Raw genomic sequence first — 20,279 nt, forward strand, 5'->3', positions numbered from 1 at the left:
GGCAGATTTATTGCGGTTAATAAGCTATGGACGATTTAGAAAGATTTATTGGCGCGCAGGAAGAAACTTATACCGATGCGCTGGCCGAGATCAAACACGGCCGTAAACGCAGCCATTGGATGTGGTTTGTATTTCCGCAAATACAGGGATTGGGTTTTAGCGAAATGTCAAAACGATATGCTATTAAAGGTATAGATGAGGCTGAAGCTTATTTAAATCATCCGGTATTGGGCCAGCGTTTAATAGAGATCTGTATGGCGTTGCTTGCTTTAGATAGTAATGACGCTTATGAGATTTTTGGTGCGCCTGATGATATGAAACTGCGCTCATCTATGACCCTGTTTGCTTCGTTACCGGATGCCTACCCGGTTTTTAAATCTGTACTGGATAAGTTTTTTAATGGTGCTATGGACAATGCGACGCTGCATTTATTAGGAGAGGCTTGAGTTATCAAAATTGTCTTGACGAGGAACAAGAAGAATCTACCCATTTGCTAAGAATGCGCGTGTATAGATCTCTCACTATCGTTCGAGATGACAATAATTTATTGAAAGTTTAAAGGTGTAAATAGTACACGGATTTCATTTATTTTGTTCATTTGCTATCTTGAATTTGATATTTAGGTATTTTTTATTCAGTTATTTGTATCAAATACTCCAAATTATTGTAAATATTTAAGGTTTTGGCGTGCTGTTTTTGTGGTTTGTTAAAATTAATGTTGAAAATTATTCATCTAATCATGTTATTTTTATTGTTTTTTAAAATGATTTGAAATAATTGCCATTTAAAAATGAAATTTTAATAAAAATTGGCTTTTATCTCAAAAGAAAATAAAATTTGGCTTTATATTTTGTTAAATTTATATCGTTAAGCTTGGTTGCTTAATAATATTGATTGATAAATGCCCCGGTTTATTTAATTGAGCAAAATGGAGTTATTCAAAAAGCTTTCTGACGAAAAACTTGTCGCTTTAATAGCGGAGAATAACAATAAGGCATTCCGCGTGCTTTATAACCGTTATTGGGACCGCATGTTGATTAAAGCTTTCTCTTTACTGCAATCACACGAGTTAGCCGAAGAGGTTGTTCAGGACGCTTTTATCAGTTTCTGGAAACGCAGGGAGACCATCGAACTCAAATACAGCTTTCATACTTACATAGCTTCTGTCGTAAAATACGAAGTGATGGCGAAAATGGCTAACCGCAACAAACAGCCTTTGTATATTGAGGATATCACTTTTGCCAACCCGGCCGATCACTCTACGCAGGAATGGCTGGATTTTGAGCAACTGAAAGATCAAATTCAAAATACCATACAAGCCCTGCCCGATAAATGTCAGCTTGTATTTAAGCTCAGTCGCGAAGAAGGACTCACCGCCAGGCAGATCTCAGACACGCTCAACATCTCTCACAAAACTGTCGAGGCACATATCTCTAAAGCGATCAGGATTTTACGGGTAAGCCTGGGTAGTTTGTTTATGTAATCTTACTTATGGCTTATTCGCTTCGTAAGCTCCGCACCGGGTTGGCTACTGCTGTTTTAATGCTTTGATAGCTTACCGTTATTAGTGTGAGTAGCACTGAGCCTAATGCCGTTGCTGCAAATATCCACCATGATAAAGTTGTGTGGTAAGCGTAATGCTGCAACCAGCGATACATTAAATAATAAGCTAATGGCGTAGCTACCAGTATTGCTATAACCACAGGCCGCACAAAGTCGGTTGACATTGTACTCCAAAGCTTAAACACAGATGCGCCAAGTACCTTACGAACACCAATTTCTTTTACCCGTTGTTCTACCGTATAAGAAGCCATACCGAACAAACCGATGCAACTGATCAATATCGCCAGCAAAGCAAAGCTATCGGCCAGTTTACCCACACGCTCTTCGTTACCGAATTTTTTGGCGTAATCGTCATCTGCAAAGCGGTAGGAGAATGGTACTGACGGCGAATAAGTTTTGCAGATAGCTGCAATTTTTGTTAACGCCCGATGTGTGCTGGTAGCAGGATTGATCCGGATGATAACATCCTCTAACGGGCCACGGCCAATGGCGAACAGCATTGGTTTCACCTCTTCATATGGCGATTCCATCACCATATCTTTGATCACGCCTATTACCGTCAGGCTTCTTTTACCCACCTGAATAATTTGCCCAACCGGATTGCTTAGCGACATGGTTTTAACAGCAGTTTGGTTCAATACAATAGCCGAAGAGTCGGTCATGGTTTGAGTAGAGAAATCTCTACCCGCTGTAAATCTCCAACCAACTGCTTTTCCGTAACCCATGGATATATGGATATTGCCAAAGAATGCCGCCATAGCCGGGTCTTTACCCTGCCAGCTGATATCCCCACGATTATTATTCACCGCAGTTACAGGGCTGGAAGATTCGGCCACAGCAGATACCGCGCCCGATTTTAAAAGATCATCGCTAAAGGCGGCAAATTGCCGGTGCAAATCGTCGTTGGTGACTTCTATATTGACTAGTCCGTTGCGGTTATAGCCAACCGGCCTGTTCCTTGCAAACTGGATTTGCTGGTACACTACTATAGTGCCGATGATGAGTAGCATGGAGACGGTAAATTGCCCAACCACTAATATTCGTCGTGGCAATGCAGCGGCCCGACCTGCTTTAAAATTCCCTTTTAAAACTTTTATTGGGTTAAAGGATGAAAGATACAGAGCCGGATAACTACCCGCAATTACGCCTGTAAATAACGCGAAGCCAATCCCTGTAACCCAGAATAAAGGATTGCTCCAAAGTAGTGTTAAATGTTTGCCCGCTATGTCATTAAACCATGGCATTGCCAATACAGCAAGAAGAATAGAAAATACAAAGGCAATAGCCGCTGTTAATAAAGACTCGCAATAAAATTGCTTAATTAACTGTCCACGTAATGATCCAACCGCTTTGCGGATACCTACTTCTTTTGCCCGGCGTTCGCTGCGGGCCGTGCTCAGGTTCATGAAATTGATGCAGGCCAAAATCAGGATAAATACGCCTATCAGCCCAAACAGCCAGACATACTGAATAGCGCCACCGGTATTAATGCCGTCTTTAAAATCAGAATACAAATGCCATTTAGCCATCGGTTGCAAAAAGATGACGGGTTTAAACTTTTTGTCCTCTAACGGCATATTCCGCAGTTTGATATCGGCGATTTTAGCTGATAGCGCGGCCAGGTTTGCCTGATCTGCCAATTGCACAAAAACAAACAATGAATTATCGCCCCAATTAGTTGGCGACCGTTCATTACCCGGCGCATGGATATAGTAATCCCAACTGCCCATATAAGCCATGCCGTGTAAGGTTGTGTTTTCTGGCAGATCCTCATAAACACCCGCAACTTTAAAAACAGCTTTATTGTCTATCTTGATCACTTTGCCCACAGCATTCGTAATTCCGAACATAGCCGCAGCAGCCGTCTGCGAAAGTAAGATCGCGGAAGGATCTTTCAAGCCGCTGGCAGAACCGTTGAGCATTCGGAGCGAAAAAATTGCCGGTGCTTCATCGCCCATAAATCTACCCTCATAGCTGATGTTTTTATCACCTGTACTGAAAACATGTTTCTCCGGCCAGGACGAGAGCGCGATATGCTTAAAATCGGCTCCATAACTTTTGCGCAGCTCCGCCTCAACCGGTAGCGAAACGGCGGTTCCGGTATTGATAGAACCACTAAATGTTTCATGTTGCATTACCTGCGCTACCCGGTCGTAATTATCATGATATTGATCAAAGGTTAGTTCGTCATAGATCCACAAGCCAATTAACATGGCTACTGCCATGCCTATAGCCAGGCCACCTATATTGATCATAGCTGAAACTTTATTTTTAATCAGATTTCGCCAGGCAATTTTAAAATAGTTCTTGATCATGATAATGCTGCTTTCGTGTTTGTGCCAAAAATTAATCTCAAGATTCAATTAAGATACCATTATTTCAACTGATTGTAAACCAATTGTTTGTAGATGTTTTTATTTGGCTAAGCGTACGTTTTTGATACACAGTCTGTTCGGAATCGTGGCGTGAAAAGCAAACTTATCAAATAGTAAAATCACAATAGTTACTAAGAAGTGGTTGTGGAAAATATAAGAAATGTGGCTTTGATTGATAAGAGTTGTATCAAAAAATAAATTTTATTAAAAATATTTTAATATCGACTAAGGGTGTCGCCATGCTTTTACACGCTATGGTATTAAATGCAACAAAAAATGCTAAACCTATCTTTTGAGAAACTACAGGAATTGTCGGACAAATGGTTGAAGGGAACCATTACAGCCGAAGAATTGGAGCTACTGGAGGGGTGGTATAACCGACAACCTGATGTAGATATCAACTGGCAGGCCGGCGATGCGGACGAAGAGCAGCTTAGAGAGCGACTATTATATCATATAACACAGGTGCAAAAAGCCGAAGCACCGGTACGCCCGCTTTATAAGCGGCCAATGGTTTACCAGGTAGCAGCTATACTGGCGCTGGCTTTTGGAGCGACTTTTTACTACATATCGGCAATTAAGAGCAAGCCGGTTGCTGCTGTTGATGCTTTGACAAAAGCAGAGATTAAAGCGCCTAATCCAAACCAGGCTGTGTTAACACTGGCTAATGGCAAAAAAGTGGTGCTGGATAATGCCGGTAATGGATTAATAGCTAAACAAGGTAATACCCAGATCAGCAAAACCCAGGACGGTAAGGTGATTTACAACAGCGGACAGACAGCGGCAGAGGCACCGCCCGAACTTAATACCATAAGTACCCCGGCAGGTGGCAAATATCAAATCACGCTGCCGGATGGCAGCAAGGTTTGGTTAAATGCGCTGACTGCATTAAAATTCCCGGCCGCTTTTAAAGGTAAAGAACGGATAGTTGAGTTGGATGGCGAGGCATACTTTGAAGTGGCAAAAAATAAAGAAATGCCTTTTAAAGTAAAGATGGCTAACAATACATCGATACAGGTTTTGGGCACGCACTTTAACATTATGGCTTATGCTAACGAGAGCAGTATCAATGCTACGCTGCTGGAAGGATCTATCAATGTACAGCGCGGAAGCTTGAGTAAAATGATGGTGCCGGGGCAGGAAGCCAGGATAACAGACCAGATCAACCTGCGCGAGGTGAATGCGGAAGAAGCAGTAGCCTGGATGAATGGACTGTTCAGCTTTGACAAAACAGATATCCGCACCGTATTGCGGCAAATAGAAAGATGGTACAGTGTAGAGGTAGAATATGAGGGCGCGGTACCAGACAACCAGATAACAGGCTATATATCGCGCAGCTCAAATTTACCAGAGGTAATAAAAATGCTGGAGCTAAGCGGCGTTAAAATTGGAATCTACGGCAAGAAAATTAAAGTGTTTAACAATTAATCCCCCTAAAAATATGACCCCATGAAGTAATCAAAAAAAAGCTCATGAAAAAACCGGGAACGTACCACCATCCCCGGTTAAATGATTGAGGGTAAACAAAGAAAACGTTGAAGCAGTCTAATATTTAACCCTAAAGCAATGCAAACTTATGCAATTAAATGCTACTTGCACAAATGACCGTGTAAAATTTTACAAACGGTCTGGGCCGGCGGTGTTGTTAAAAACACCAAATGCGGTCCTCTCAAAAGAAAATACGGCACTCGCCGGGCAAAAAACAATAGCTATTAAGTATAAAGACACTCTTAGATACTTAATAAACGCGATAGCAGGATTTGGTATCGATAAAAAATTACTGTTACAAATGAAGATAATAATTGCGCTGTTATTTGTTGGATTTATGCAGGTACACGCCAGTACTTCTGCACAAAACATTACAATTAATCAGCGTAACACCTCTATTGAAAAAATCCTTACCGAGGTAAAGCGCCAAACGGGCTACCTTTTTGTGTATAACCCAGAGTGGATAAAGCTTTCAAAAAAGGTTGATATCAATGTAAAAAATGCACCACTAAAAGATGTGCTTGACCTGTCTTTCGCAGATCAGCCGCTTACCTATAGTATTGTGGACAAAACGATCATTGTGCAGTTAAAAAAAGCACCGGTAATAACTTACGTAGCGCCGCCAAACGTTGACGTAACCGGCCAGGTAAAAGATCCAAAAGGCGAGCCATTACCAGGTGTTACCGTGATGATCAAAGGTACCTCAATAGGCACCCAGACCGATTTCAACGGCAAATTCTCATTGCGCGTGCCTGAAAATGGTACGCTGGTTTTTAGCATGGTTAGTTTTAAAACCTTAGAGACGTCTGTTGGTGGGAAACAAACCTTTAGTGTAACACTTGAAGAAGCCCATAGCCAGTTAAATGAGGTGGTGGTATCAGGCTATACCACGCAAAACAGGGCCGAGTTTACCGGCTCTGCATCGCACATAGGTGCCGACGAAATAGCTAACAAACCGGTGCAAAGTTTTGAGCAGGCCTTAGCCGGCCAGGCTGCCGGCGTTAACGTTATACAGCCTAGCGGCGTGTTAAACAACAGCCCGGTATTTCGTATTCGTGGTTTTAACTCCATCTCTTTGGGTTCATCGCCATTAATTATTGTAGATGGGGTGGCTTTGTTTACCGGTACTGATGGTTCGTTTGCAGCCAACAACCCGCTGTCTGATATCAACCCTAATGATATCGAGTCGGTTGATGTGTTGAAAGATGCGTCGGCAACAGCCATCTACGGATCGCGTGCTGCTAATGGGGTAGTGGTTATCGTCACCAAAAAAGGGAAAAAAGGTACTTCAAAAGCAAGTTACGATGGTTGGGTAGGCTCAACAACAGCCTATAACCTGCCTAAAATATTAGATGCGCAACAGTACGTAACCATAAAAAACGAGGCCCTGGTAAATGCAGGCCTGGCTCCCGGTTACAAACTGCAGTACAACCCCGACGGTAGTTTGGTTGATACCAAATGGTATGATTATGCCTACCACACCGGTATATCGCACAACCACAACTTAAGCTTTAGCGGCGGTACCGACAAAACCTCCTACTTTATTTCATTAGGCTACAGTAATCAGCAAGGCATCCTGGTTGAGAATACGTTTGAGCGTAAAGTTGGCCGTGTAAACATAGAACATAAGCTAACCAGCAAATTAACCGTTGGTACCAACTTCTCTATCAATAATTCGATGAACCGTGCGCCAAGTACCGGCTCCCTTCCCGGACAGGCGGCACAGTTAACAGGTTTAGCGCGCGAGGCTATGGTATTACCGCCAAACGTATCGCCATATAATGCAGATGGATCTTACAACATCGTAGGCAACTCAATCGGCCCCGGCGCCAGCGACCCGAGCCTGATCAGCGGTTATTATAACCCGGTGGTCTTGCTGGATAAAGATAAATACTCATCAGAAACCAACGCTTTGATTGGCAATGTATTTGGCGAATTGGAGATTGTTAAAAATCTGAAAGTTAAAACCAGCTACAGCTTAGATCAGGGTACTATTGAAAACCTGCAGTTTACCAGTGCCGTACAAGGCTATCCGGGTTATGATGCGGGCGGCTCGGCCATTAACGCATCGGTTAAAAATAACCGTTGGGACTGGACAAATACCATCGTGTATAACCCAACCATCGGCAAAAAAAGCCATTTAAGTGTTTTAGGCGGTTATGAAGAGATTCAAACTACCAGCGTAGGCTGGGGCGCTACCCGTACTAAGCTAACAGATAGCTATTACAATACTTTCCAGGGTGGGTACAGTACTATTTTGGTGTCGGGCAATTCCCAGGGCGATAACAGGTTCCGCTCGTTATTCAGTAATCTTAATTATGATTTCGATAGAAAGTACCTGTTTAGTGCCAGTTTCAGACGCGATGGTTATTCTGGCTTAGCCATGGATCATAAATATGGTGACTTTGGTGGCGGCTCGATAGGTTGGAACGTCGCAGAAGAAGATTTTTATAAAGATCTGTCGCTGGCTAACGTCATGACTTCGTTAAAGCTACGTGCCAGCTATGGCCAGGTTGGTAACATTAACCTGGGTAATTATCCGTCATTATCACTGTATAATTCAAGTTTATATGGCGCGGTATCAACCCTGGGCTTTAGCCAGGCCGGTAATCCTGATCTGCATTGGGAAACCAGTAAAAAAACCGATGCGGGCATTAACGCAGGCTTTTTTGAGAATCGCATCGTAGTTGATCTGGATTATTACAACAACAACATTGATGGTTTGATCTTAGCAGCAGCGCAAGCACCTTCAAAAGGTATCCCAACCAACTCCATTACAACCAATATTGGTTCTATGTATAACCGTGGTGTTGAGCTAAGTGTGGATGCTCATATCATTACGCAGGGTGCTTTTAAATGGTCGGCTAACTTCAACATCAGTACCCTTAAAAATAAAGTAACTGCTTTGGCCAATGGCGTACCTATTTACGGTACAGGTTTAGATCCATCGAACATTACTACTGTTGGCGCTTCTTTAAGCTCGATATATGTGGTACAAACTACGGGTGTTAACCCCGCCAATGGCGACCGCATGTACATTAACCACAACGGCCAGATTGTTCAATACAACTACGCAGCCGCCCAAAAATGGACCTACCTGGACGGTACCCCGGCACCGGCAATGGACTCTAAAGCCGATGGCAGAATACAAGGCCCGTCAATACCAACGTACTACGGTGGCTTCAATAACAACTTCTCATACAAAGCCTTTGATATGGCGCTGAATATTGGTTTCTCTGGTGGTAATAAACTGTACAATGGTACCAAGACTACTTTAATGGACGGTCGTTTTTACAACAACAGCGTAGACATATTAAACCGTTGGACACACCCCGGTCAGGTTACTGACGTGCCGCGGGTGGTATTTAACGACAACTTTTCAAGCGGATCATCGCTGGCTAACAGCGCATCTGTTGAGGATGGTAGCTTCGTGAAATTGAGAAGCGCATCATTAGGATATCGTTTACCAAAAGAGCTGTTAAGCAAAGCAGGCATAGCTTCTATGCGTGTGTATGTACAGGGCACTAACCTGTTAACCATTACCAAATACACAGGTACAGACCCGGAGGTTTCGTCAAACGGCGATTCGAACACCACCGCAGGTGTCGAGAAAAACGCTGCACCGCAAGCCAGAACAATAACCTTAGGCGTTAACATCGGATTTTAATCAACATTAACATGAGAAAACTAATTACTTTATTCAATATGCGGGCTTCCAAAAGTGTTTTGGCGGGCCTGCTGATATTAGGTCTCGCGTCTTGTCAAAAAAACTTTCTGGATACGGTTCCCCTGACTCAGATCTCTGACGCGAATGCCTTTGATACGCCGGATCGGATCCTGGCGCAGGTAAACGACTTATATGCCACCGCTAAGACAGGTACTTTTTTAGGCGGACGTTATATTTTATACAACGAGACCCGCGCTGATGAATTCATCGAAACAAAAAATAATACCGTTACCGGCCTAAACACCTGGGGGCAAAGCGTAAGCTCAAGTACCGATGAGGTAGTTGCAACCTGGGCAAACCCTTATACGGTAATTAATAAGGTAAATACCTTTATAGCAGGTTTAACCTTAAATAAAACCAAGGTTAGCGATGCCCTATTTACGCAATATGTTGCCGAGGCTAAGTTTTTGCGCGCGCTTTGCTATTACGATCTGGTAAAAGTTTATGCCCGCCCATATACTACAGATGGCGGCAAAAGTCCTGGTGTACCATTGCGCTTAGTGTCAGAAAAAACCAACGACGATAATAACCTGGCGCGCAGCACGGTTGCACAGATCTACGCACAAATTTTAAGCGATTTAAACGACGCTGAAACCGGCCTGCCACTTACTTACAGCACCCCGCTTTTAAACACTACCCGTGCTCACAGAAATACGGCTATAGCTTTAAAAACCCGTATTTATTTAACCATGGCCGATTATGCCAGCGTGGTGACCGAAGCAAATAAAATAGTTTCTGCTACAGCGCCGTACCAGGCAGCTACCGGCGTAAACAATAAATTAGATGCAAGCCAGGCAGCCGTATTTACCGGCAGTTATACCGGCGCTGAAGCGGTATTATTCTTCCCATTCACTACGGCTGACGTGCCGGGTACAACCAGTGCGCTAGCTTATTTGTATACCAACTCACCAGGTAATGGTGAGTATTATTTAAACCCTGCGGGGACGATCTCCAACCCGGTTTATGGTGTTGCATCTACAGATACCCGCAAAGCCATGGTGGTAACAAACGGCGCCAACAAGTGGCTGAATAAATTTCACGGAGCTTCGCCTTACCCGGATTATATCCCGGTGATACGCTACGCAGAAGTAATGCTTAACCTGGCCGAAGCCGCTGCACAAACCGGTGATATGGGTACTGCTATAAATATGCTGAATGCGGTTAGACACCGGTCTGATCCTACTTACGTCTTTTCGCCGACAGATCTGGCTGCGGGAAATATAGTTAATACCATTTTAACCGAACGTAAAATAGAGCTGCTGGGCGAAGGTTTCCGCGTGCCTGATCTGCAACGTTTGCTGCAACCTCTGCCGGCAAAATCTGCCGGTGCAGCTACAGCACCTGCCGTAGCCGTAGCCGCATCTAACTATATCTGGCCAATATCAACCAATGAGCTGGCTATTAATAAGCTCTGCGCTCCAAACCCATAAGAAGAAACTGATCAACACATAAACACTAAACTAAAGGCTTTAAAATGAAACTAAAATCAACATTGATAGCCCTGCTTCTGGCAAGCAGTGGCTTGGCCCTGGCACAGGGCGGTCGCGGTGGCGGCGGTGGTGGCGAAAGAGGAGGAGCGGGCGCAGGCCCGGCAACTTCTATAGCGGCGGTTACCACAAACATGAAAAAATTTGATGGCTTTTTTAATTTCTATTATGATGAAAAAACGGCCCGCATTTTATTAGAGATCCCGAAGGAAAAAATTGATTTTGAATTTCTGTACGTCAATACCCTGCCATCGGGGCCTAACCGTGGTAATATCGGTGGTTTCCGTATCGTAAAGTTCATCAAAGAAGGCAACAAGATCCTGATGGAACAACCTAATTACGATTATCGCGCTATCAGCGATAACCCGTACGAAGTGAAGGCCGTTCAGGAATCTTTCCCTATGTCTATCATCTTCGGTTTTGCTCCCCTGGCTGTTGAGGATGGTAAATATTTGGTTGATTTAACTCCATTTTTGTTCCGCGATACGCATCATATAGCCGAGACCGCTGGTCGTGGCGAAGGTGGTGGCAGGGGTGGTCGTGGTGGCGGCCGACGTGGTGGTGGCGCCGAAGCAGCAGGCGGCGCAGGTGCCGGTGTTACCGGTGGTCGTGGCGGCGGTGGTGCTGCAGGTGGCGGTGCGTTCCGTTTAGACGAAACACGCTCATCTGTATACATCGAAAACACCAAAGACTTTCCGAAAAACAGCGAGTTTGAGGCTATGTTGACCTTTATTGGCAACGGCGGCAGCGAACAAAGTTACTTTGGCGGTGGCCCGGGTACCCCACCATCGGCACCAGACCCAAGTTCAATGACGGTACGTACGCATCAGTCTTTCATTGAACTGCCTGACAATAATTACAAGCCGCGCGAGTTCGACCCACGCTCGGGCTTTAACTCATTCGAGTATTTTGATTTTGCAACCCCTATAGATCAACCCCTGGTTAAAAAGTACATCAGGCGCTGGCGTCTTGAAAAAAAGGACCCGACCGCCGCAGTGAGCGAACCGGTTAAACCTATTATTTATTATGTTGACCGTGGCGCTCCTGCCGATGTTAAAAAAGCGCTGATTGAAGGCGGTAATTGGTGGAACGAAGCTTTTACAGCTGCAGGCTTTAAAAATGCTTTCCAGGTAAAAGAAATGCCTGAAGGCGCCGACCCAATGGATATCCGCTACAGCGTGATCAACTGGGTACACCACCCGGTGCGTGGTTTCTCAAACGGTGCGGGTATTTTTGACCCGCGTACCGGCGAGATCATTAAAGGCGAGGTTACACTGACCTCGATGCGCGATCGCCAGGATTTCCTGATCCAGACAGGTTTAAAACAAATTTATGGCGATGATAAAGATGCGCCTAAAAAAGCAGTAGAAGTTGCGTTAACCCGTATCAGACAACTGGCCGCGCACGAGATTGGCCACACCCTTGGTTTTTATCATAACCACATGGGTAGCTCAGAAGATCGTTCGTCTGTTGATGATTATCCGTTCCCTAAGATCACGGTAAAAAAAGACGGTACGTTGGATGTTTCTGAGGCTTATGCTAAAGGAATAGGGGCTTACGACAAACGTGCGGTGATGTGGGGCTATACCCAGTTTCCTAAAGGCTCTGATGAAAAAGCTGAGTTAGAAAAAATCATGCAACAATCTATCAAAATGGGTTTGGTATTTATGTTTGATATGGGTGTTCATCCAAACTCGGCACAGTGGGATAACGGCAAAGATGCCGGAGTTGAACTGACCCGTTTAATGGACGTGCGCCAGCATGCTTTGGCTAATTTCTCAGAAAAATCAATCCCGATGGGTAAACCAATGTCTACCATCGAAGATGTGTTGGTACCTGTTTACCTGTTGCACCGCTACCAGATAGAGGCTGCATCATACCTGATAGGTGGTCAGAACTTCAGATACGCGGTGCGTGGCGATGGCCAGCTGGTGACTGAAATGGTTGACCCTAAAGTTCAATGGAACGCATTCGACGCGCTGATGAGCACGTTAAAACCTGAAGAATTGGCTATCCCCGAAAAGGTGATAAAAATGATTCCGCCGACACCGATAGGCTACACCCGCTCAAAAGAGGATTTTGATGGCTATACAGGAGTAACTTTCGACCCTATAGGTGCAGCCGAGAGTATAGCCGACGCGACCCTGGATGGTTTGTTCGATGGTGAACGTGCTGCCCGTTTGATTGAATACCATGCACGCGATGAGGCCCAGCCGGGTTTAGTGCCTGTGTTGGATAAGATCATAGATCAGACCTGGAAAACACCGACAGTTACCGGCTACCCTGGCGAATTGCAGCGCGTGGTGCGTTATACCATGCTGAAGCATCTGTTGGGTCTTGCAGGCTCTGAAGAAACTGCCAGCAGCGTAAAGGCTATCGCTTTGCTTAAAGTAGAAGAGTTTAAGAAATGGGCGTCGGCTGGTGAAGCATCGGAAGCTAACCCTATGCTCAAAGCCGACTACTTATATGCTTTACAAATGATCGAAGAGTTTGAAAAGGACCCAAGCAAGTTTGTTCCTGAAAAAGCAGAAGCAATGCCTAACGGCGCACCAATTGGATAATTGGATTTGAAAATGATAAGAATTGTTTTGTTGATAAGTTGATAGCGCATGTAATGCATGCAAAGCGGGACAATGGAAGGAATTCCTTGTCCCGTTTTTTTGTTTTTTGGGGGATGGTGGTTTTGTGAAAAAAAAGTGGGGTGTCATGCTGAGGCACTCGAAGCATGAGCGCAATGGCCAATAGCGAGTGTTCAGGGTATCGGTTATTTCAAGATTTGTCATTCTGAGCGTAGCGAAGAATCTTATAAAAGCACATAGTAAGCATGGCATATAAGATCCTTCACTCCGTTCAGGATGACAAGTTATTTAAAAGGCTTCGCAATGACGGCTTTTATAAAATTAGCCTAATAAAGCAACTCCTTAGATCGATATTACGTATTACTGATAAATCCTGTAGTTTTACGGGTAACCGATTAACTGATCTTATTATAATTAAATGAAGAAATTTATCATAGGCGTAGCTATGCTACTATCAGCCGCCATTTTTACTGCTAAGGCGCAGGATCTGACCATTCCGCAACCCAGCACACAACAAACCATTATTCAAAACTTTGGCCTGGGGCAGGTTACTTTAACTTATTCGCGCCCAAATGTTAAGGGTCGTAAGATCTTTGGTTACATGGAGCCTTACGGCAAAGTTTGGCGCACCGGTGCTAACTGGGCCACCACCATAAAATTTAGTGACGATGTAACCATAGAAGGCAAACCGGTTGCTGCCGGTGAGTATGCTTTATTTAGTATCCCCGGGCAAAAAGAATGGGTGTTTATCCTGAATAAAACCGTTAAGCAATGGGGCGCTTATACTTACAAAGAAAGTGATGATGTGATACGCTTTACTGTCCCTGTTAAGACTACACCTGCCATTACCGAAAGCCTGACCATGGATTTTGCCGATGCCGGTATAACCGACTGTTTTTTGCAACTGAACTGGGAGCACGTACACACCGGGCTGCATTTGAAAATTGATGTAGATACTAAGATCATGGCCAATATAGACCGCGCCATGCAAGGCGCAAAGAAGCCTTATTATTTTGCGGCGATATACTATTACAACAACAATAAAGACCTACAAAAAGCATTAGATTGGATGCAGACTTACGACAAAGCGCAACCAAACTCAGATAATATTAAGTACTGGATTGCTCGCATTCAATTGAAAATGGGTGATAAAAAGGCGGCCATAGCCACCGCTACAGAAGGCGTGAACCTGGCCACAAAAGATAAAGACGAAGAGTATACCCGCCTGAACAAAGAAGTTTTAGCCGAAGCTCAGAAATAGATTTTAGTTTTTAGTTTAATAGGGTAAAAGTCCGCTGTTATGGCGGGCTTTTTTTGTTTTTTAGTGTTTTAAAGTGTTTCAAGTGGTTTTTAAATGATTTAAGATTGCCCCATTACCACCACGTCATCGCGAACGAGGAACGAGTGTGGCGATCTCCGGATCGCTTGTTTACCTTCTTGTTGTACAGAGATCGTCACGCTATGCTCACGATGACGTGGCGGCGAGTGAGTTGCGTCAAGATCACAAGTGAAACAAAAAATGACTTAAAAGTATTTTTTGCTGTTTCATTTTGTTTCACTGTATTTTTATAAAGCATTGTAAATCAATAAATTAACTTAAAATAGTGTTTCACTTGTTTCATTTGTTATACACCCACGTGAAACAAAACAACAGTCAGTCGGCGGCCGTGACACTTAAAACTAAGTTAACATACCAATGATATCTTTATCGCCATAATAGCACAAACTATGAGCAACAGACGTAATTTCCTGAAGACCGGCATTGTAGGCGTAGCCGGCCTTAACCTGTTACCGGCCGTAAACGCCTTTGCCGGCGAGGCTACCACTAAACCATCAGCCGACAAGTTTAAGTTACGTTTTGCCATAGCCTCCGATGGTCACTACGCACAACCGGATACCGACTCTGACCAGTTCTACACCGACCTGGTGAAGTGGATGAACAAGGAGCATGCAGATAACCATCTCGACTTTATCATTGTCAACGGTGATCTGGTGCATAACCGCCCCGACCTGTTGAAGAAGGTGAAGGAGACGTACCTTGACAAGTTCCCTGTGCCTTATTATACCATTCCCGGCAATCACGACTTTGCCGATGCTGCTGTTTGGAAGAGTGTGTTTGGTTATGAGGACAAGTATTCGGTAGATAAAGGAGATATAGGCTTAGTGTTTGCCAATACCGCTGATACCAAAGGTGGTTATGTATGCCCTGATTATAACTTCCTGAAATCGGCGCTGGACGCCTATAAAGACAAGCAGATTGTATTTGTGATCCTGCATATCCCCCCACACCAATGGACACCCGAGGAGAAGACCATCTTTGTTGATTGCCCGGAGATTATCGAACTGTTGCATAGCTATCCAAATATCAAAGCCACCTTCCATGGCCATGACCATACATTAGACGGTATACGCTATACCGGCAAGTTGCCACATCTGTGGGATTCGCACTTCGGCGGCAACTGGGGTACTGATTATAAAGGCTACCGCATAGTTGAAGTAAGCGCTAATAATGAGATCAATACCTACCAGGTTAATGCCAGCCAAAACCCTAAGTTGAATTCGAACAAGCTGTAATTTCAATTTGGGGCGACATTATCAAGCGTAGCTTCGTAGTTTTGTGCGCCGCTAAGGCAATATAAACACAATCAGCATGACAGCACAAGTAGCTAACCTCATCAATAAGTCAAAGAGTAAGTCGCTAAGTTTCAAAGAAGTAATAGACTTTATAGAAGCCCACTACGCACACCATCCAACCGCATTCAAAAACGGCGATGTCTATAATGAAGCCACCCAAAACCAGGGTAGTGCTAAGGTTTTCGCGTTTGCTCAACTCAATAACCTAAGTGCAGCCGATACGCTTTACCTGTTTGCTGAACACTACCAGGCAGTGTTGGACAATCCGGGCGGTACAGACCATCAAAACATCAGGCAGTTTATGGCTCATGGTTGGGATGGGATAGCATTTGAAGGGCAGGCGCTGATAGCGAAATAGACTATAAAAGCGAAAGACCGTCCTTTTAGGGCGGTCTTTCGTTTTTATGCAAAGCTTTAAGCTTTTATTTATCAACTCATGTTCTCTTCGATTGCCTGGTTGTACTCGGACCTACGGTGTGTGAAGTGGGGACAGCTATCATGGGCAGAAAGATAAAGCTCATTATAACTGCAAAAGCCATCCTGGTCGCGCACGGAAGCATACCCCGAACTCATGGTCTTAAGCCCGGGATAAACCGCTTCTACAAACGCCGGATCATTCTCAAAATGAGCACATTGCTTGCAAGTTGGTCCCGAAGTGCCTAGCTGAAGTAAGTCGAAAAGTTTCATTGCTTAGTGTGTGACAATTGAGGCCCAGTAATGGCCGAATACCAATATCGACAGTACATAACCTAAAGCCACGTTCACCACAACACCAGCCGTAAAAGCAGCAAAAGGCTTAATACCGGCAGATGCCAAATCGCGGAAACGAGTAGTTAGGCCAATACTCAGGAAACTAAAGGTAAATGCCCAGGTGCGTAATGCGGTGATTGGCAGTATAAGCGATGGCTTTACTATTTTGTTATACTCGCCCAGTGTATTGCTATGTACAATCAAAGACGTTAATATTGACGCGATTAAGAAGCCGATCACAAATTTAGGAAAGCGCCACCAGATCTGGCCAACCTGAACTTTTGATTTAGTTTCGTTACGCTCCCAATAAGTTACCGAAATAAGTGCTAAAGCTAAAGACCAGATACCAATCCATACATCACGGCCAATAACTTTAATTAAAGTGTAAGCTGCGATAGCTTGGTCTGCGGTGCCGGCAACTATGTGTGAGCCAGCCAGGCCGCCATAAGATTGTGCGGCAGCTAAACCAGCGGCATCAGCAAATTCTGAGGTGCCTATCCAGGCTCCGGCTACGCCTGTAGGCAGGTTAAGCAATCTGCAAACAAACGGCAATGTGAAAATAAGAATGATAGCATAAAACACTACCAAACTAATAGCTATTGGCGGATGCTCTTTTTTGGCACGTACCGCACCTGCAACGGCAATTGATGCAGAAACGCCGCAAACAGCGCCGCCTGCTCCTAAAACTGCTGCTAGTCTATGGTCTAATCCCAGTTTCCTGGCCACAAAGAAGATAGTTGCAAACGTAACGATAGATACTATAGAAGCCTGTAAAATAGCTACCGGGCCGGCCCATATAATTAAGGTAAAAGGCAATGTCGCACCTAATAGTACTATACCTAGCTTAATATAAAATTCAACGCGGAAACCTGCATCCAGCCAGCGGGGTAAACCTACAACGTTAGAGAGAATAAGCCCTACTCCTAATGCCAGCAATGGCGGTTCAAGATTATACTTATTAGCCTGATCCCAACTACCTATAATGTAGATGACAAAAGAAATTACAAATATAAAAATGAAGGCGGGGATAAACGCTTTGGCTTTCTGCCCAACAAACGAAGTTACGATGGTGAAAAGTACCAGGAAAGCGGCCAACAATGCCACATATTTAATGCCGTTCTTTGATAGCTGCGTGCCCAATTGAGACAGCGTAGACCATTTGCCCGGCGATACGGCAATCCAGCCGATGCTTGAGCCGCCCAAATAAAATGCATAGGCAATTACAACGATGCTTAGTCCAAGCCAAACAGCCCACCAGTCTTCTTTCGACCAGAATTCTGACCAGCCCGAGGGTTTTGATTCAGTTGTTTCAGTATTGATTGTTGTCATAATAATTGTTTTGTTTTAAGATTAAGTATTATCGACGACAATTATAATTAAATATGGTTAATCTATCAAATTAGTAGACATTAAGTTTATGTTAACAAATTGGGTTTTGTTTACATTGCCTGTTTTTGTACGCGCAGTGGCGTTTATTAGAAATGCCTTCGGGCGTTATCCCAAAACACACAAGGCTATCCCTTTAAGATAGCCTTGTGTGTTTTGGGCGATTTAGTAATGCTGTTTACCAGGGTACTTCACCGCCGTCTTTGAAGAATCTGGCGATACCGGCAGGCAATAGTTGTGTTGCCAGTTTGACGATTGGCTTTGCACCTTCTTCCACGGTTTTTGCGCCTTGAAATTGGTTAAGGTCTGTAGAGGTGTAGCCAGGTGTAACACTATTAACGCTGATGCCTTCGTCGGCGAGCTCATTTGCCAGCATTGCCGTAAAACCATTTAGCGCAGTTTTGGATGACCCGTAAGAGTGGTATTTAGCACGATTAGGGTTTCGTTCTGTTGCAGTATGTACGGCAAGAGAACCCAATTCGCTGGATACATTGATGATGGCCGGTTGCCCGGATTTTTTTAACAGCGGCAAAAACTCATAGGTGGTTTGTATAACGCCAAAAAAATTGACATCGAATATTTTGCGCAAATTATCTACATCGCCCGTGGCGAAATCTTGTGGTTGCTCACCGGCAATACCGGCATTGTTGATCAGAATATCTAAAGAATGCTGTTTATTCTCTAACTCCTCCCTTGCCTGGCGTACCGATACGATATCTGCAACATCTATCACTACCAAAGCTACGTTGGTTATGCCCTGGTCATTAAGATTTTTGATAGCTTCTAATCCGTTTTCTTTATTCCTGCTACCCAAATAAACAAAATAGTCTAATTGCGCCAATTGCCTGGCGGTTTCAAAACCAATTCCTTTATTTGCGCCGGTAATTAATACTGTTTTCATGGTGGTGTATTTTGATTGATGCTTTAGTTATGCAAAGTAAGCTGCTCAATCGTTATATCACAATGTATCATTTGCGGCAGATATAGGATTTTTCACGGTTTAATAGCCTTTTATAGCGATTATAGAAAATGCCGGGTTTAAGCCGGTGCAATTATAGGCTGATAATAATCAACGTATAATTTTACCTTCCGCGAAGTTTTAAAGGAAGCTATGATCGCTTCAAAATCAGCCGACATCAACAAAAAGTCTGATCTTAAATCCTGGATATGTTGCTCGTTTTCTGTCAGCTCTTCCATAATATACTCTAACTCGTCTATTTTGTTGTCTAGCTTGTTCTCCAAAAATAAGTCCATTTTTTAGGGGTTAAGCACTATTGCTTATTTGTAACACATTAATAGACCGGCGGTTTCGTTCTTTGTTAGCCATTAATTGAATAACACATATCTTAAATCAAGCTCGAAAGTGTTATTGGCATAGGTTCTTAATGGCCCGGTATTATTGGTATATGAAATCATGATACCAACTGCATTTAGGTTCAACCCTAATAGAAGTGTAGCACTCTTGTCTGAATGATATATGCCCGAAATATCGAAGTGGTTCTCATCCACAGCAACATTTGCACCAGCATCTACAATATTACCGAGCCCTTTTGCTCCGCGAAATGCTATTTTAGGCTCAATACTGGTGCTTTGCCCATTATCTATTTTATAACTCACAGCGGTGTAAAAGGTAGATCTGTTGATATCCAGGTTATCTGTCTGGTTTGGAAAAAACAAACTTTTTAAGTTAGGCACTGCGGCTTGAACATTAAAACTGTTACTGGTATAAGCGAGGCCCAAATCACCATCTACATACGCGCCGCGTTGGTTAAAACTCTGTGCCGATTGATCTCCAGGGTCGGCTACTATTTTGTTGTAATCGACATGATTATCCTTAAAACCTAAGGATACGCCGAAATTTAACTTCTGGTCATCCTCATTTAACGGCAAGTGATAGGCATATGTGGCCATGGCCCTTGTTCGGCTAATCAGGCCGGCACTATTATTATCAATCATTAGCCCTACGCCGACACGATTTCCTGCGTTGTACTCGGCAGTAAGGTTTTGCAAAACCGGGTTGCCCGGTATGGTTGTCCATTGCTGTTGGTAGCCGGCATTTAGTTTTAAGCCTTTGTCGATACCAGCCATTGCGGGGTTGGCCAAATATTGGTTTTGAAAATATACCGACTGAAAATCTGCCGACTGCGCATTGGCCTGTTTTGCGCCAAGTATGATAACGGTAATCAGGCATATCAAACGGCCCGGCCATTTAAATATTTTTACTGGCGATATGATCATTTTAATTTCAGAAATATGGTGAGGTTGTAGCATTTGTTTTTAATGTTGATGT

14 protein-coding genes are annotated in these 20,279 nt (G+C 43.9%); 9 read left to right on the forward strand and 5 right to left on the reverse strand.

The features are described from left to right. Window positions 1-26 precede the first annotated feature (26 nt). Together HB679_RS09705 and HB679_RS09710 are read left to right on the forward strand one after the other, a co-directional pair. On the forward strand, window positions 27-446 hold the full coding sequence (locus tag HB679_RS09705; RefSeq protein WP_214071764.1) for a DUF1810 domain-containing protein: 420 nt from the start codon (window positions 27-29) through the stop codon (window positions 444-446). A gap of 482 nt (window positions 447-928) precedes the next feature. Then, a complete protein-coding gene (locus tag HB679_RS09710; protein WP_214071765.1) occupies window positions 929-1,483 on the forward strand; it encodes an RNA polymerase sigma-70 factor in 555 nt (184 codons plus the stop codon). 13 nt (window positions 1,484-1,496) lie between these two features. On the opposite strand, the gene HB679_RS09715 is transcribed toward HB679_RS09710, so the two are convergent. After that, window positions 1,497-3,878, reverse strand: a complete 2,382-nt coding sequence (locus HB679_RS09715; RefSeq protein ID WP_214071766.1) for an ABC transporter permease — start codon at window positions 3,876-3,878, stop codon at window positions 1,497-1,499. A 336-nt stretch (window positions 3,879-4,214) separates the two neighbouring features. Between HB679_RS09715 and HB679_RS09720 the strand changes: the two genes are divergently transcribed. The 7 genes from HB679_RS09720 (at window position 4,215) to HB679_RS09750 (ending at window position 16,211) form a co-directional block, all read left to right on the forward strand. Beyond that, window positions 4,215-5,366, forward strand: a complete 1,152-nt coding sequence (locus HB679_RS09720; protein WP_214071767.1) for a FecR family protein — start codon at window positions 4,215-4,217, stop codon at window positions 5,364-5,366. Window positions 5,367-5,727: 361 nt separating this feature from the next. After that, complete coding sequence (locus tag HB679_RS09725; RefSeq protein WP_214071768.1) at window positions 5,728-9,093, forward strand: TonB-dependent receptor; 3,366 nt, start codon at window positions 5,728-5,730, stop codon at window positions 9,091-9,093. Between the two features lie 11 nt (window positions 9,094-9,104). Next, a complete protein-coding gene (locus HB679_RS09730; protein WP_214071769.1) occupies window positions 9,105-10,583 on the forward strand; it encodes a RagB/SusD family nutrient uptake outer membrane protein in 1,479 nt (492 codons plus the stop codon). A 44-nt stretch (window positions 10,584-10,627) separates the two neighbouring features. Further along, window positions 10,628-13,201, forward strand: coding sequence for a zinc-dependent metalloprotease (locus HB679_RS09735; RefSeq protein ID WP_214071770.1), 2,574 nt, complete (start codon window positions 10,628-10,630; stop codon window positions 13,199-13,201). Between the two features lie 436 nt (window positions 13,202-13,637). Beyond that, window positions 13,638-14,480 carry a DUF2911 domain-containing protein gene (locus HB679_RS09740; protein WP_214071771.1) on the forward strand — a complete coding sequence of 281 codons (843 nt, stop codon included), beginning with the start codon at window positions 13,638-13,640 and terminating at the stop codon, window positions 14,478-14,480. 467 nt (window positions 14,481-14,947) lie between these two features. After that, window positions 14,948-15,793 carry a metallophosphoesterase gene (locus HB679_RS09745; RefSeq protein ID WP_214071772.1) on the forward strand — a complete coding sequence of 282 codons (846 nt, stop codon included), beginning with the start codon at window positions 14,948-14,950 and terminating at the stop codon, window positions 15,791-15,793. A 76-nt stretch (window positions 15,794-15,869) separates the two neighbouring features. Continuing rightward, window positions 15,870-16,211, forward strand: coding sequence for a HopJ type III effector protein (locus HB679_RS09750; RefSeq protein WP_214071773.1), 342 nt, complete (start codon window positions 15,870-15,872; stop codon window positions 16,209-16,211). 332 nt (window positions 16,212-16,543) lie between these two features. On the opposite strand, the gene HB679_RS09755 is transcribed toward HB679_RS09750, so the two are convergent. From HB679_RS09755 to HB679_RS09770, 4 genes are all read right to left on the reverse strand, one after another. Continuing rightward, entirely contained in the window at window positions 16,544-17,932 is a 1,389-nt protein-coding gene (locus HB679_RS09755; protein ID WP_214071774.1) for a putative sulfate exporter family transporter, read from the reverse strand. 235 nt (window positions 17,933-18,167) lie between these two features. Continuing rightward, window positions 18,168-18,890 (reverse strand): SDR family oxidoreductase, encoded by a 723-nt coding sequence (locus HB679_RS09760; protein ID WP_214071775.1) that lies wholly within the window; start codon window positions 18,888-18,890, stop codon window positions 18,168-18,170. Between the two features lie 137 nt (window positions 18,891-19,027). Beyond that, entirely contained in the window at window positions 19,028-19,243 is a 216-nt protein-coding gene (locus HB679_RS09765) for a hypothetical protein (RefSeq protein ID WP_214071776.1), read from the reverse strand. Between the two features lie 72 nt (window positions 19,244-19,315). After that, window positions 19,316-20,260 (reverse strand): type IX secretion system membrane protein PorP/SprF, encoded by a 945-nt coding sequence (locus HB679_RS09770; RefSeq protein WP_214071777.1) that lies wholly within the window; start codon window positions 20,258-20,260, stop codon window positions 19,316-19,318. Between the last annotated feature and the right edge of the window lie 19 nt (window positions 20,261-20,279).

It is taken from the genome of Mucilaginibacter sp. dw_454, from assembly GCF_018449775.1.
Lineage (GTDB): Bacteria > Bacteroidota > Bacteroidia > Sphingobacteriales > Sphingobacteriaceae > Mucilaginibacter.